The following is a 13654-nucleotide window of genomic DNA, read 5'->3' on the forward strand; positions in this document are numbered from 1 at the left end:
ACCCAGGATCTTGTACGTTCCATACATGATTGACCGGCGGCTGCGGGTGCTCCAGGCGATCGCGCGGCACGGCACGGTGACCGCCGCCGCGGAGGTGTGCCGGCTGACGCCGTCCGCGGCCTCGCACCAGATCCAGGCACTGGCCCGCGAGCTCGGCGTCGCCCTGCTCGAACCGGTCGGGCGGGGGGTGCGGCTCACGCCCGCCGCGCGGACCCTGCTCGCCCACGGCAAGTCCCTGACCGCGGCGTGGGAGCGCGCCCAGGCGGATCTGGCCGCGCACCGCGCCGGCGACGTGGGTGGCGTGCTGCGCTTCTGCGGGTTCTCCAGCGCCGCCGCGGCAGTGGTCCCGCGGGCGCTGGAGCACCTGCGCCGCGAGCACCCCGCGCTGCGCGTGCAGCTGCGGGAGGGCGAGCCTGCCCGCGCGTTCGACCTGCTGGCCTCCGACGACGCCGACATCGCGGTGGTCGTCGCGACACCGGACATCCCACCCGTGACCGACCCCGCGTTCGACCAGGACGCCCTCTACGACGAGCCGCTGGACGTCCTGGTGGGGCCCGATCACCCGCTGGTCGGTGCGGCCGACGTCGCCCTGAGCGACCTCGCGGGCGACCCCTGGATCTGCAGCAACCCGGGGCGGGCCTACCACCAGCTGGTGACGCTGGCCTGTGCCAGCGCCGGGTTCGCTCCCGACATCGCCCACTACGCCGACGAGTGGGACACCGGCGCCGCCCTGGTCGCCCGCGGCTTCGGCGTGGCCATGGTCCCGCGCCTGGCCGACCTGCCCACCCGGCACGACACGCGCCGGATCCCGATCAGCACGCCGCCGGTGCCGATCCGGCACGTGATCACCGCCGTCCGTGCGGGGTCGCAGGGCAGGCCCACCATCGCCGCCGGGCTCGAGGCCCTGCGCCACGTCACCGCCGCGGCCCCGCTGGGCCTCGACCCCGAGGGCTCGGAGGCGCTCAGCTCCCGAGACCGGGGAGCGCAGGACGATCCAGCCACGCGGTGAAGAACGTGGAGAGGTCCGCGTCGGCATGTCGCCCGGCCAGCTCGACGAACTGCGCGGTGGTCACCGTCGCGTGCCGGTGCCGCGCCGTCCAGTCCCGCAGCAGCGCGAAGAACGGCTCGTCGCCGATCCGGCCGCGCAACGCGTGCAGCACCAGCGCCCCGCGCTTGTAGACCCGCTCGTCGAACATCCGCGCGGGCCCCGGGTCGGCGAGCACGAGGTCGGCAGGCTGCGCCGCCACCCGCGCGTGCCACTCCCGGGCGTGCGCCGCGGCGGCGCGGCCGCCCGCCGCCTCCGACCACAGCCACTCCGCGTACGTCGCGAAGCCTTCGTTGAGCCAGATGTGGCGCCAGTCGGCGATCGTGAGGCTGTTGCCGAACCACTGGTGCGCGAGCTCGTGCACGACGAGCCGCTCGTGGGTGCGCCGCCCGTCGAGGTGGTTCGCACCGAAGATCGACATGCCCTGGGCCTCGATCGGGTCCTCCAGCTCGTCGTCGGTGACGACGAGCTGGTAGTCGGCGAACGGGTAGGGCCCGAAGAAGCGCGCGAGCGTCGTCATGATCGCGGGGTGTCGGCCGAGGTCGCGCGCGGCGACCTTGCGCAGCCGGGCGGGGACCAGCGCCACCTGCGGCACCGGGTCCTCGCTGAGCACGATCTCCTCGTAGCGCCCGATCTGGACGCTGACGAGGTACGACGGTGTGGGCTCCGTCCGCTCGAACACCCACGTGCGCGCGCCGGCCGAGCGGCGCCGCGCGGAGAGCACACCGGTGGCCGCGACCGTGTAGGGCGCGGCGGTGGTCACCGCGATCCGGTAGGTGGCCTTGTCCGAGGGGTGGTCGTTGCACGGGAACCATGACGGCGCGCCGACGGGCTGGCTCGCGACGAGCGCGCCGTCGGCCAGCTCGTCCCAGCCGACGTCGCCCCACCGGCTGGAGACCGGGGTGGGGTTGCCGGTGTAGCGCACCTCGACGGTGAACCGGCCCGCGACCGGGCGGTCCGGGGTGACGTGCAGCTTGCCGTCGCGATGGCGGAACTTCGCAGCCCGGCCGTCGACGAGGACCCGCGGCACGCGGAACGTCGCGAGGTCGAGGCTGAACCGGGACAGCGGCGCGTCGGCGACGGCGGTGAGCACCGCCCGCCCGGTGAGCCGGTTGGCGGCGAGCCTGTAGTCGATCTCCAGATCGTAGTGCTCGACCCGGTACCCGCCGTTGCCGTGGGTGGGGAGGTAGGGGTCGTCCGACCGGGCCGCGCCGGCCGCCGGCCCGCTCAGCCCCACGTGGTGATCGGGTTGCCCAGCCAGCGGGTCGCCGCCGGGACGGTGTCACCGCGCGTGACCAGCGAGCCCGGCCCGACGGTCGTCCCCGCGCCGATGCCCGCGCCCGGGAGGATGATCCCGTTGGGCCCGAGCGTCGCGCCCTCGTCGATGCGCACCTCGTCCATGCTCATGATCCGATCATGGAACAGGTGGGTCTGCACGACACAGCCCCGGTTGACGGTGGCGCCGTCGCCCAGGCGCACGAGGTCGGACTCGGGCAGCCAGTACGTCTCCAACCAGACGCCGCGCCCGATGCTCGCGCCCATCGTCTCCAGCCACGCCGTGAGCACCGGGGTGCCGCTCGCCGGCCCGACCAGCCACGGCACCGCCAGCACCTCGACGAACGTGTCGGCCAGCTCGTTGCGCCACACGAACGAGCTCCACAGCGGGTGCTCCACCGGCCGGAACCGGCCCACGAGCAGCCACTTCGCCGCCGTCGTCACGCCGGCGGCCGTGATGCCGGCACCGAGCAGCAGCGGGCCGGCGAGCACCGCCGCCACCAGGAACCCGCTGCCGGCGTGGATCGCCACCAGCTGTCCGACGACGAGCACGGCGAGCGCGGCGGAGCACATCACCGGCACCACCCGGCACAGCTCGATCAGCCCGCGCGCGATCTTGAGCCGGCGCGGCGGGTGGAACGTGCGGCTGGTGTCGCCCTGCTCGACGGCCCTGCGCAGCGGCATGGGCGGCAGGCCGAGCCACGACGAGCCCTTCTTCGCCTTGCGCGGTGTCGCCGACAGCACGCCGACGAGCCCGCGGTTGGGCACCGACCGACCCGGCGCGGTCATCCCGGAGTTGCCCAGGAACGCCTGCTTGCCGACGCGCGAGGGCGCCACGTGCATCCAGCCGCCGGCGAGCTCGTACGTGCCGACCATGGTGTCGTCGGCGAGGAACGCGCCGTCCGCGACCGTGGTCATCTTCGGCAGCGCGATCACCGTCGACGCCTCCACGTCGCGGCCGACCTCCGCGCCGAGCAGCCGCAGCCATGCGGCCGTGAACTGGCTGGCGTACAGCGGGAACAGGCCGGTGCGGGCCATGCCCATCAGCCGCTCGGTGGTCCAGACCTGCCAGCCGGCGCGGCTGTGCACCGGGTGGAAGCCCTCGGCCATGCCGATGCCGAGCAGGCGCACCCCGGCCGCGACGAGCGCCGCGTACGCCAGCAGGTACGCGGCGGCCGCGGGGGCGATCACGAGCAGCGCCGCGACCGTCGCGTCCGCGGGGGAGGACGTGCCGGCGACCCCGACCGCGATGATCACGAGTGCCGGCAGCGCCGCCACCGCGGGGAGCAGCCCGAGCAGCAGCGACGTGGCGCCGTAGGCGAGCGCCCACGAGCGCGAGCGGGCCGGCCGCGACGACGGCCAGTGCACGGCGCTCCTCCCGGTGCGCCCCGCGGGCGAACCCGCCCAGCGCTGACCGGCGGGCACCGCGCCGCGCACGGTCGACCCCGCGGCGATCTCGGCGCCCTTGCCGATCCGCGTGCCCGGCAGCAGCGTGCTGCGCGAGCCGACGGTGGCGCCTGCGCCGATGCGGATCTTGCCGATGTGCACGACGTCGCCGTCGACCCAGTAGCCGCCGAGGTCGACCTCCGGCTCCACGGCCGCGCCGCGCCCCACCTTGAGCAGGCCGGTCACGGGAGGGGCGGAGTGCAGGTCGACGTCGTTGCCGATCCTCGCGCCGAGCGCGCGGGCGTAGCGGGTGGTCCACGACGCGCCGGTGACGCCGGTCGCGCCGGACAGCTCGGCGAGGCGGGTGGCGGCCCACAGCCGCACGTGCACCGAGCCGCCGCGCGGATAGCTGCCCGGCCGCACGCCGCGCAGCAGCAGCCGCGCGCCGCCCGCGGCGATCCCGATCCGCCCGGCCGGGCTGAACAGCACGAGCCAGGCCACCGCGAGCGACCACCACGGGACGGTGGGCGCCCAGGGGACCGCGACCGCGGCGACCGTCGAGAGCGCGGCGGCGACGCTCGCCCAGCGCAGGCCGACCAGTGCCAGCATCGGGACCATGAGCAGCGCCTGCGCGAGTGCCGCCCGCCGCGGCGTCGGCGCGACGTCGCGCTGGGTGGTCCTGGTCGCGCTCAGCGCGTCCAGGCGGGCCGCGAGCGACCCCAGCCGCGGGTGCAGGTACAGGTCGTTGACCGACACCTGGGGGTGCCGGGTCCGGATCCGTGCCACCAGCTGCGCCGCGGTGAGGCTGCCGCCGCCGTGGGTGAAGAAGTCGGCCTTCGGGTCGGTCACCCCAACGCCGAGGATCTCCGCCCAGCCCTCGGCGAGCCAGCCCTCGGTGGGGGTCAGCAGGCCCGCCGCGACCGGGTCGGCCCCGCTCGCCGCCGGGAGCGGCCACGGCAGCGCGTCCCGGTCGACCTTGCCCGACGTGCGCGTCGGCAGGTCGTCCACCGCCGCGAGCAGCGGGACGAGCGCCGCGGGGAGCCGCTCGCGCAGGGCGAGCGCCGCGGCGTCGGTGTCCAGCTCGCCGTCGGGCACCACGTACCCGACCAGCACCTGGTTGCCGGCCCGGGTGCGCCGCACGGCCGCCGCGGCGCCGCGGACACCGGGCAGCGCGAGCAGCGCGGCGTCGACCTCGCCCAGCTCGATGCGCCGCCCGCCCAGCTTCACCTGCTCGTCGGCGCGTCCGAGGAACACCAGCCCGGCCTCGTCGGCGCGGACGACGTCGCCGCTGCGATAGGCGCGCTCCCAACCGAGGGAGGGCAACGGTGCGAACTTCGCGGCGTCCTTCTCCGTGTCGAGGTAGCGGGCGAGCCCGACCCCGCCGATCACCAGCTCGCCGCGCTCGCCCATGGCGACCGGGTCGCCCGCGTGGTCGACGACGGCGAGCGCCCACCCGTCGAGCGGCAGCCCGATCCGCACCGGCCCGTCGCCGGTGAGCTGCGCGGCGCACGCGACGACGGTGGCCTCGGTGGGCCCGTAGGTGTTCCACACCTCGCGACCCTCGACCGCGACGCGCTCGGCGAGCTCGGGCGGGCACGCCTCCCCGCCGAAGATCAGCAGGCGCACGTCCTCGAGGGCCTCCGGCGGCCACAGCGCGGCGAGCGTCGGGACGGTGGAGACGATCGTGATCCGCTGCGCCTGGAGCCACGGCCCGAGGTCGACCCCGGTGCGCACCAGCGCCCGGGGCGCCGGGACCAGGCACGCGCCGTGGCGCCACGCGAGCCACATCTCCTCGCAGGAGGCGTCGAATGCGACCGACAACCCGGCCAGCACGCGGTCACCGGGACCGATCGGCTCGTCGACGAGGAACAAGCGGGCCTCGGCGTCGACGAACGCCGCGGCGGAGCCGTGGCTGACCGCGACGCCCTTCGGCGTGCCCGTCGAGCCGGATGTGAAGATGATCCACGCGTCGTCGCCGGGGCCCGGGCCGCCCGGCGTGCCGATCGGGGCCCCGTGCGTCGTCATCGCCCCGTCGTCGCCGAGGACGGCGCACACCCCGGCCTCGCCGAACACCTGCTCGGCCCGTTCCCCGGGGTCGTCGGCGTCGACGGGGACGTACGCGGCGCCCGCGGCGAGGACGCCGAGGATCGCGACGTACAGCTCGGCGGTGCCGGAGGAGATCCGGACCCCGACCCGGTCCCCGACGCCGACGCCGGCCTCGGCGAGGCGCCGCCGGACCACGTCGATCTCCTCGGCCAGCCTGCGGTAGGTGAGCACCGTGCCGCCGGCGTCGAGCGCGGCCTCGTTGGGGTGCTCCTCGGCGGTCTCGGCGAGCACGTCGAGCAGGGTGCGGCGGGCCGGTGCGGGCACGGCGGGGTAGAGCGCGGGGGTGCTGGGCAGTGCGAGTGTCACCGGGCACCGGCCGGCGTGTTCCGGGCACGGGGACGGCAGCGTGCAGCGCGCGAGCGCATGTCTCACCTTCCGGGTGAACGTGCTGTGTCGACAGCCGGGTCGAGGCTGGATGCGGCACAGGCGGCACCACCCGGGGCACAGCGATCTCGGGAACCGAGGGTAACGGTCGGTGTCGCCGCGGTCTCCGAAACGTGTGTGAGTTCACGGTGCGTACACGGTGGGACGCCGGACCTGACGATCGGCTTGCGGAACGGCCGGCGGGGGCGCCGGAGGCCCACGACGTGCGCGGAATCGGCCAGGATCGGGGTGGGACACGGCGAGCGGAGGAACGATGCAGGTACTGCCGGGCGCGGGGCGCCGCGATGCGGTCACCCGGAGGCTGTCCGCCGAGTTCGACGGCGTCCTCCCGTGTGTCATCGTGGAGGCCGAGGTCGCGGCGGCGGAGGCGGAGCTGCGCGGTCAGGTCCCGCCCGGTTCGCTCGACGAGATGCTCCACCGCCTGGCCGGGTACCGGCTGCGGCAGCGCGCGGGTGCCCACTGACCACCCGCGCGGCGAGGAGGATGCATGGAGGCCCGGCTGCTGCTGGTGGAGGACGACGAGCGGATCCGCCAGGCCCTCGGGCTCGCGCTCGCCGACGAGGGCTGCGACGTCGTGGAGGCCGCGTCCGGGGAGCAGGCCCTCGACCTGCTCGACACGACGACGGTGGACGTCGTCCTGCTCGACCTCATGCTGCCCGGCGTGGACGGGCTCGACGTGTGCCGGACCCTCCGTTCCCGGGGGGACCTGCCGATCATCATCATCTCCGCCAGGACGGACTCGGCCGACGTGGTCGACGGGTTGGAGGCGGGCGCGGACGACTACGTCACCAAGCCCCTGGTGGCGAGCGAGCTCTCGGCGCGCATCCGGGCGCTCCTGCGCAGGCGCCACCCCGCGGAACCGCGGCGCGCCCTGCGGGTCGGCGACGTCGAGATCCTCCCCGACGAGGACGTGGTCCGCCGGGCCGGCACCGACGTGCACCTCACGCGCACCGAGTTCCGCCTGCTCGCCGAGCTCGCCGCCGCGGGTGGGCGCGTCGTGACGCGGGAGGAGCTGCTGAAGCGGGTGTGGGGCTACGACTACTTCGGCGACACCCGTCTCCTCGACGTGCACATCCGGCGGTTGCGCCGCAAGATCGAACGTGACCCGGACGAGCCCGAACGCGTGCTCACCGTGCGCGGGCGCGGCTACAAGGCCGGCTGAGCCGCCGGACGGGACGGGACCTCGCGTGCCGATCATGCGGCTCACGCTGCGCTGGCGGATAGGGACGGCCTTCGGCGCGGCGTGGCTCCTGCTCACCGGCGTGCTCGCCATCGCGACCTGGAACCTGGCCGCCGACTACATGGTGCGGCAGCGTGAGATGAGCGCGGTCCGCCAGGCCGAGGTCAACGTCCGGCTCGTCGACAGCTCGCTGCGCTCGGGCGCGGAGGGGCTCGACGACCTGCTCGCCGGCCTGACCTCCGACTCCGACTCCACCGTGTTCCTGTCCCGCCCGGAGGGCTGGATCACCGCCGGTCGCCGGGTCGACCCCGCGGTCCTGCCCGAGCCGCTGCTGGCGCTCGCGCGCAGCGGTGTCGCCGACACCCGGCGGCTCACCGTGGAGCGCATCCCGGTGATCGCCGTGGCCCTGCCGGTCGGCGCCGGGGCGGGGGTCTTCGTCGAGCTCTTCCCGCTCGTGGAGCTGGAGCGGACGCTCCGCTTCCTCGGCCTCGTCCTCGTCTGCGGTGTCGCCGCGGGCGGGCTGCTGGGGTTCGCGCTCGGTGCGTGGGCGAGCAAGCGCGCGCTGCGACCCCTGACCGAGCTGACCGGCGCGGCGTCCCGCATGGCGAGCGGGGACCTGCGGACCCGGCTGCCCGAGCACACCGACCGGGACCTGTCCGCGCTGGCGGCGGCGTTCAACGACACCGCGGAGGCGCTGGAGGCGCGGGTGCTGCGGGATGCGCGGTTCGCCGGCGACGTGAGCCACGAGCTGCGCTCCCCGCTCACGACGATGGCGAACGCGGCCGCCGTGCTGCGGCGCAGGCGCGGCGAGCTCGCCGGAACGGCAGGCAGGGCGCTGGACCTGTTGCTCTCGGAGGTGGACCGGTTCGAGCGGATGGTCGTGGACCTGCTCGAGATCTCGCGGGCCGACCAGGAGCCCGGCGACCCGCCCGGCGAGCTCGTGGACCTCGGGGAGCTGGTGCGCAACGTCCTCGAGGTGCGCGCGGAGCCGGTGCCCGCGGTGGAGATCGAGACGCCGCCACCGCTGGTCCAGGGCGACCGGCGCCGGCTCGACCGGATCGTCGCCAACCTCCTCGACAACGCGGACCGGTACGCGGGCGGAGCGGTGCGGGTGGCGGTGCGACGGCGCGACGGTCGCGCCCGCATCGAGGTCGACGACGCCGGGCCGGGTGTACCGGGGGAGCTGCGGGAGCGGGTGTTCGAGCGCTTCGCCCGCGGCGCCCAGGCCGGGCAGCGGGGGCAGGACGGGGGGAGCGGGCTCGGGCTCGCGCTGGTCGCCCAGCACGCCCGCCGGCACGGTGGATCCGTCCGGATCGAGGACCGCCCGGGTGGTGGAGCGCGGTTCGTCGTGGAGCTCCCGGAAGCCGAGCGGTGAGCGGTCGCGTTTTCGTCAGCTGATCGTCAGGTTCGTCGCGGGCCGCCGCAACGCCCGTGGCGACGGCTCGAGCCGGGCCCGGCGCACTGCCGCTGATCCGCTGTCGTAGCTGGTCAGAGGCCTGCAGCGGGAACAGCCGAGCCGTCGCCCCGACGGTGCGCCGGGGGCGCGTCGACGCGCCGGAGCGGCACTACCGTGCCAGGCGCCCGGAAGAGAGCGAGTAGTGCAGGAATGACCGTGTGATGCAGCCTTGGAAGATCCGCACCGTCGCCGGCGCGCTGGCGCTGCTCGTGGGCGGGTGCGCGACGCCGACGCCGGAGCTGCTCCCGCGCCACGACGTCCCCGCTCGTGGGGTCGTCGACCCGGCCGCCCCGTGCTCGCGCCCGGCCCCGGCGGCACCGGCCGCGCCGCCGGCCGCCCGCACGGAGGCGGCGGACGTCGACGCCCGGTTCGACCTCGCCACCCGCACGATCACCCTGTCCGGCGGGGAGAACGTCTCCCTGCCGGCGTTGAGCGAGGAGATCGCGGACCCGGACGCGCTGCGCGAGGTCGGGCCGGGCGAGTGGCTGCTCGGCGCCGACCTGGTCGTGCGCGACGGCGCGTCGCTGCGGATCAGCGCCCCGGAGGTGCGCTGGCTCAAGATGGCCAGCGGTGAGGGCGTGGTCACCGCGATCCGGGCGTTCGGCGGCGGCGTCGACATCGCCGGTTCGTGCCTCACGTCGTGGGACCACAGCGCCGGGACCGTCGACGAGGAGTACCGCGACGGGCGCAGCTTCATCCTCGCCCGCGACGGCGCGCGGCTGACGATCGACGCGGCCGAGATCCGCTACCTCGGCTCCGGCGACGTCGAGTCCTACGGGCTGTCCTGGCGCACCGAGGGGACCACCGGGAGCATCACCGGCAGCGTGGTCTCCCACCTCTACTACGGCCTCTACTCCTACGAGGTCACGGGCCTGCAGGTGCTCGACAACGAGTTCCACGACAACGTCCTCTACGGCATCGACCCGCACACGCACTCCACCGAGCTGGTGATCGAGCGGAACGTCGTGCACCACAACGGGAAGCACGGGATCATCCTCGCCGAGCACTGCACCGACAGCGTGGTCCGCGACAACATCGTCTACGCCAACCAGCACCACGGCATCGTGATGTACCTCGGGTCCGACCGGAACCTCATCGAGGGCAACGAGTCGTTCGGCAACGCCGCGCAGGGCATCAACATCAACGAGTCGAACGAGAACACCATCCGCGGCAACCAGGTGTACGACAACACCGAGTCGGGCGTCGGGCTCACCCAGACCTCGCGGCAGAACCTGATCGAGGCCAACCACCTGCGCGGCAACGAGAAGGACGGGATCCGCATCGTCAGCCTCGCCGCCGCGTCCACGGTGCGCGGCAACACGATCGGCGGGAACGGGCGCTACGGGATCTACGTCGACACCGAGGGCCCGTTCGACCTCGTCGACAACGTCGTGTTCGGCAGCAAGGCCGGGCTGATGGTGCGGGGGCGGGAAGAGGTGGACGAGGACGACAACGAGTGGTTCGGCAACACCGAGGACGACATCGTGTCCAGCTGATCCGCTCCTCCGCGGCGGGCGCTCGTCATGCGAATCCTCCTCCGGTGCCGAAGGCGAACTCCGCGAAGCGCTCGGCGATGCGCCGGTGGCTCGCGGGGTCCGGGTGCAGGGCGTCCGGGAGCGGGAGCTCGGCGGCGTCCGCCTCGCCGTAGAGCTCGCGGCCGTCGAGGTGGTGCAGGTGCGGGTCGGCGGCCGAGCGCTGCCCCACGATGCGGGCGAGCTCCTCGCGCACCACGGTGAGCGTCAGCTTCCCCGCGGCGCGCTCCGCCGGATCGCCGGTGGCGCGGAACCGCAGCGTGCCGGTCGAGAAGTCCACGGCGCCGGGACCGGGCGTCTCCTCGTGGATCGCGCAGTGGATGGCCGAGACCACCAGCAGCGGCGTGTCCGGGTGCCCCTCGCGGATGGTGTCGAGGAACCCGTGCACGGCCGGGCCGAAGGCGCGGCGCCGCATCACGTCCCCGTTCACGACGTTGATGCCGATCTTGACGCTGATCAGGTCCGCGTGGGTGTCGCGCAGGACGCGGGCGGTGAACGGGTCGAGCATCGCGCTGCCGCCGAAGCCGAGGTTGACCAGCTCGACGCCGCCGCGGGCGGCCGCCAGGGCGGGCCACGTGGTCGAGGGGCTCGCCGCGTTCGACCCCTGGCTGATCGAGCTGCCGTGGTGCAGCCACACCCGGCGGTCCCCCCGCGGGCGGGCCTCGACGGGGGCGTCGGTGCGCAGCGCGACCAGCTCGGTGATCTCGGTGTGCGGCAGCCAGATCTCGACGTCCTTCAGACGATCGGGCAGGCCGGTGTAGCGCACCGTGCCGACGGGGCCGGGCTGCGTCTCCGCCGTCCCGGTCGCCATGTCCAGCAGGAGCACCTTCCCGCCGGTGGTCGCGGCCTGGCCGGCGAGCTCCCCGTCGACGAGCAGGTCGTAGACGCCGTCCGGGCGGGGCGGGATGTCGCGGTAGCCCACCCTCGTGCGGAGGGTGTCGAGCTCGACGGCCGTGGCGCGGGTGCGGAAGGCGAGCCGCACCCCGGAGGGCTGGGCCTCGGCCATCGCCAGCTGCGCGTCACCCTGCGCGCGAGCCCACGCGGGCAGGCGGTGCGGCAGCACCCCGTGCTCCGTGCGCTCGAGCTCGAGGGCGCCCCGCACGAGGCTCTCGTCGAGAGGGGTGGTGATCCAACGGGTGTCCTCGGAGGAACCGGCCTGCGCGTGCACGCCCGCACTCTCCCAGGCGGGCCCCGGGCCGGCACAGCCGATTCGGTCCCGATCGCTGATCGCGTCCCAGGTCACGTTTCCCGGGAGACGCACGGCACCTATGGTTAGCCTGCCTTTACCAACGACAGTCGAGGGGGCTGGACCGGGATGCGGGTCGTCGCGTTCGGATACATGACCTGGGGGCGGCGGACGATCGAGGCGGTGCTCGACGCCGGTCACGAGGTCCCCCTGATCGTCACCCACGCCGACAGCGACAACCCCTACGAGAAGATCTTCAACGAGTCGGTGGCGGAGCTGGCCGCCGACCGCGGCATCCCGCTGCTGGTGCGCGAGCGCGCCGACGACGCCGAGGTGCGCGAGGCGATCACGGCCGCGGCCGCGGACGTCATGGTGGTGTCGAACTGGCGCACCTGGCTCGCCCCGGAGGTCTACTCGATCCCCCGGCTGGGCACGGTCAACGTGCACGACGCGCTGCTGCCCGCCTATGCCGGGTTCGCCCCGCTGAACTGGGCGCTGATCAACGACGAGCCCGAGGTCGGGGTCACCGCGCACCTGATGAACGCGGAGTTCGACGCGGGCGACATCCTGCTGCAGCGCTCCACCCCGGTCACCGACGACGACACCGTGGTCGACCTCTTCGACCGCACGCTCGCGATGTTCGGCCCGATCACGGTCGACGCGCTCGAGCTGGTGGCGTCCGGGCGGGCGGTGCCGACCCCGCAGGACCGGAGGGCGGCGTCCTACTTCCACCGCCGCAGCGACGAGGAGAACCGCATCGACTTCTCGTGGCCGGCGCGCGACCTGTTCAACCTGGTGCGCGCGCAGGTCGACCCGTATCCGAACGCCTACTGCTACCACCGCGGCGAGCGGCTGCGCGTCCTCGCGGCGTCGGTCACCGACGACGTGATCGGCGGGACGCCCGGCCGGGTCGTCATCCGGCGCGGGCGCGGCGTGGTGGTCGTCGCGGGCGCCGACGCGCGGCGCGGCCGCAACCGCGGCCTGGTGCTGGAGCGGGTGCGCACCGACGACGGGCGCGAGCTGGACGCCGCCGACCACTTCACGCGCATGGGGGAGTACCTGACATGAGGCTGCAGCTCCCGTCGCGCCTGGTCGCCGCCTGCGCGGCCGCGCTCGCACTCGTCGCGGCCGGCTGCGGCTCGTCCGCGGACGCCCCGGCGCCGGCCGCGGCGGCGCCGACGCGGGTCTTCGCCGCCGACAACGGCGAGATCACGATCCCGGTGGCCCCGCAGCGCATCGTCGCCACCGGGTACGCGGTGCCCGCGCTGATCGAGACGGGTGCCCCGCTCGTCGGCATCTCGACGTGGCAGCGGGGCATCCCGCTGATGAGCCCCGAGGACAAGGCCACCTACGACGGGCTGGAGAAGGTCGCGGGCGAGCTGGCCGCGGAGACCGACTACGAGGCGATCGCCCGGGTCGACCCCGACCTGATCGTGATCGGGGTGCCCGCACCGATCCTCACCGACGTCGACGTGGAGCTGCTGGAGTCGGTGGCGCCGGTCGTGGCGATCGGTCCGACGATCCCGTCGAAGTGGCGCGAGGTGTCGCAGCGGCAGGCCGACGCGGCGGGCGTGCTGCCCGCCTTCGACGCACTGCGCACCGAGTACGAGGCGAAGGCCGCCGGGCTGGAGGAGAAGTACGCCCCCGTGGTCGGGCCCCTGCGGTTCGGCCACGTCGGCGCGTACGGCGAGGTCGCGCGCGGCACGTTCCAGCGGGAGTTCGACGGCTCGTGGGGCACCAACGTCCTCAACGACCTCGGCGTCACCTACTACGGCCAGGTGCAGGAGCCGGGGCCGGGATCGCGGGCGGTGAGCGAGTACCCCTCGATGGAGGAGCTCCCGGCGAGCCTCGGCGAGGCCGACGTGATCACCTACAGCGCCGAGCCCGACGGGTCGGTCCGGGAGGGCGTGCAGCAGGTCCTCGACTCGCCGCTGTGGCCGCTGCTGCCCGCCGTGGAGGCGGGCCGCACGATCCCGATCCGCTACACGGAGGCGGCCACCTACAAGGCCGCCCTGACGGCGCTGGACGCGGCCGACGAGGCGCTCGCACCGCTGCTGTCGCCTCCCGCGTGACCGTCGTCCCCTGATCTCCGACAGACGAGGAG

General features: G+C 74.6%; 10 protein-coding genes. 7 read left to right on the forward strand and 3 right to left on the reverse strand.

Annotated elements, in window-relative coordinates; translation table 11 throughout:
• Nucleotides 1-25 precede the first annotated feature (25 nt).
• Nucleotides 26-1009 carry a LysR family transcriptional regulator gene (locus FB558_RS21315; protein ID WP_142056108.1) on the forward strand — a complete coding sequence of 328 codons (984 nt, stop codon included), beginning with the start codon at nucleotides 26-28 and terminating at the stop codon, nucleotides 1007-1009.
• Here FB558_RS21315 and FB558_RS21320 read toward each other — a convergent pair.
• Nucleotides 963-2282 (reverse strand): M1 family metallopeptidase, encoded by a 1320-nt coding sequence (locus FB558_RS21320; protein ID WP_142056109.1) that lies wholly within the window; start codon nucleotides 2280-2282, stop codon nucleotides 963-965. The two genes, FB558_RS21315 and FB558_RS21320, sit on opposite strands and share 47 nt — an antisense overlap.
• Complete coding sequence (locus FB558_RS21325; protein WP_246106646.1) at nucleotides 2273-6118, reverse strand: Pls/PosA family non-ribosomal peptide synthetase; 3846 nt, start codon at nucleotides 6116-6118, stop codon at nucleotides 2273-2275. The genes FB558_RS21320 and FB558_RS21325 overlap by 10 nt, the downstream gene beginning before the upstream one ends.
• Nucleotides 6119-6449: 331 nt before the next feature.
• Here FB558_RS21325 and FB558_RS21330 point away from each other — a divergent pair, with 331 nt between their 5' ends.
• The 4 genes from FB558_RS21330 (at nucleotide 6450) to FB558_RS21345 (ending at nucleotide 10328) form a co-directional block, all read left to right on the forward strand.
• Nucleotides 6450-6659, forward strand: a complete 210-nt coding sequence (locus FB558_RS21330) for a hypothetical protein (protein WP_142056111.1) — start codon at nucleotides 6450-6452, stop codon at nucleotides 6657-6659.
• Nucleotides 6660-6683: 24 nt separating this feature from the next.
• Complete coding sequence (locus FB558_RS21335) at nucleotides 6684-7358, forward strand: response regulator transcription factor (RefSeq protein ID WP_142056114.1); 675 nt, start codon at nucleotides 6684-6686, stop codon at nucleotides 7356-7358.
• A gap of 34 nt (nucleotides 7359-7392) precedes the next feature.
• Nucleotides 7393-8751 (forward strand): HAMP domain-containing sensor histidine kinase, encoded by a 1359-nt coding sequence (locus FB558_RS21340; RefSeq protein ID WP_142056656.1) that lies wholly within the window; start codon nucleotides 7393-7395, stop codon nucleotides 8749-8751.
• A gap of 242 nt (nucleotides 8752-8993) precedes the next feature.
• The gene (locus FB558_RS21345) at nucleotides 8994-10328 is read left to right on the forward strand and encodes a right-handed parallel beta-helix repeat-containing protein (RefSeq protein ID WP_142056116.1); all 1335 of its coding nucleotides are present in this window, start codon (nucleotides 8994-8996) and stop codon (nucleotides 10326-10328) included.
• Nucleotides 10329-10353: 25 nt separating this feature from the next.
• Here FB558_RS21345 and FB558_RS21350 read toward each other — a convergent pair whose 3' ends face one another.
• Nucleotides 10354-11532 (reverse strand): SGNH/GDSL hydrolase family protein, encoded by a 1179-nt coding sequence (locus tag FB558_RS21350; protein ID WP_142056118.1) that lies wholly within the window; start codon nucleotides 11530-11532, stop codon nucleotides 10354-10356.
• Between the two features lie 147 nt (nucleotides 11533-11679).
• Between FB558_RS21350 and FB558_RS21355 the strand changes: the two genes are divergently transcribed.
• Nucleotides 11680-12618, forward strand: a complete 939-nt coding sequence (locus FB558_RS21355; protein ID WP_142056120.1) for a methionyl-tRNA formyltransferase — start codon at nucleotides 11680-11682, stop codon at nucleotides 12616-12618.
• A complete protein-coding gene (locus FB558_RS21360; protein WP_142056122.1) occupies nucleotides 12615-13622 on the forward strand; it encodes an ABC transporter substrate-binding protein in 1008 nt (335 codons plus the stop codon). Before FB558_RS21355 ends, FB558_RS21360 begins: the two co-directional genes overlap by 4 nt.
• Nucleotides 13623-13654: the final 32 nt, after the last annotated feature.

Source organism: Pseudonocardia kunmingensis (genome assembly GCF_006716445.1).
In the GTDB taxonomy this organism is placed as follows: domain Bacteria; phylum Actinomycetota; class Actinomycetes; order Mycobacteriales; family Pseudonocardiaceae; genus Pseudonocardia; species Pseudonocardia kunmingensis.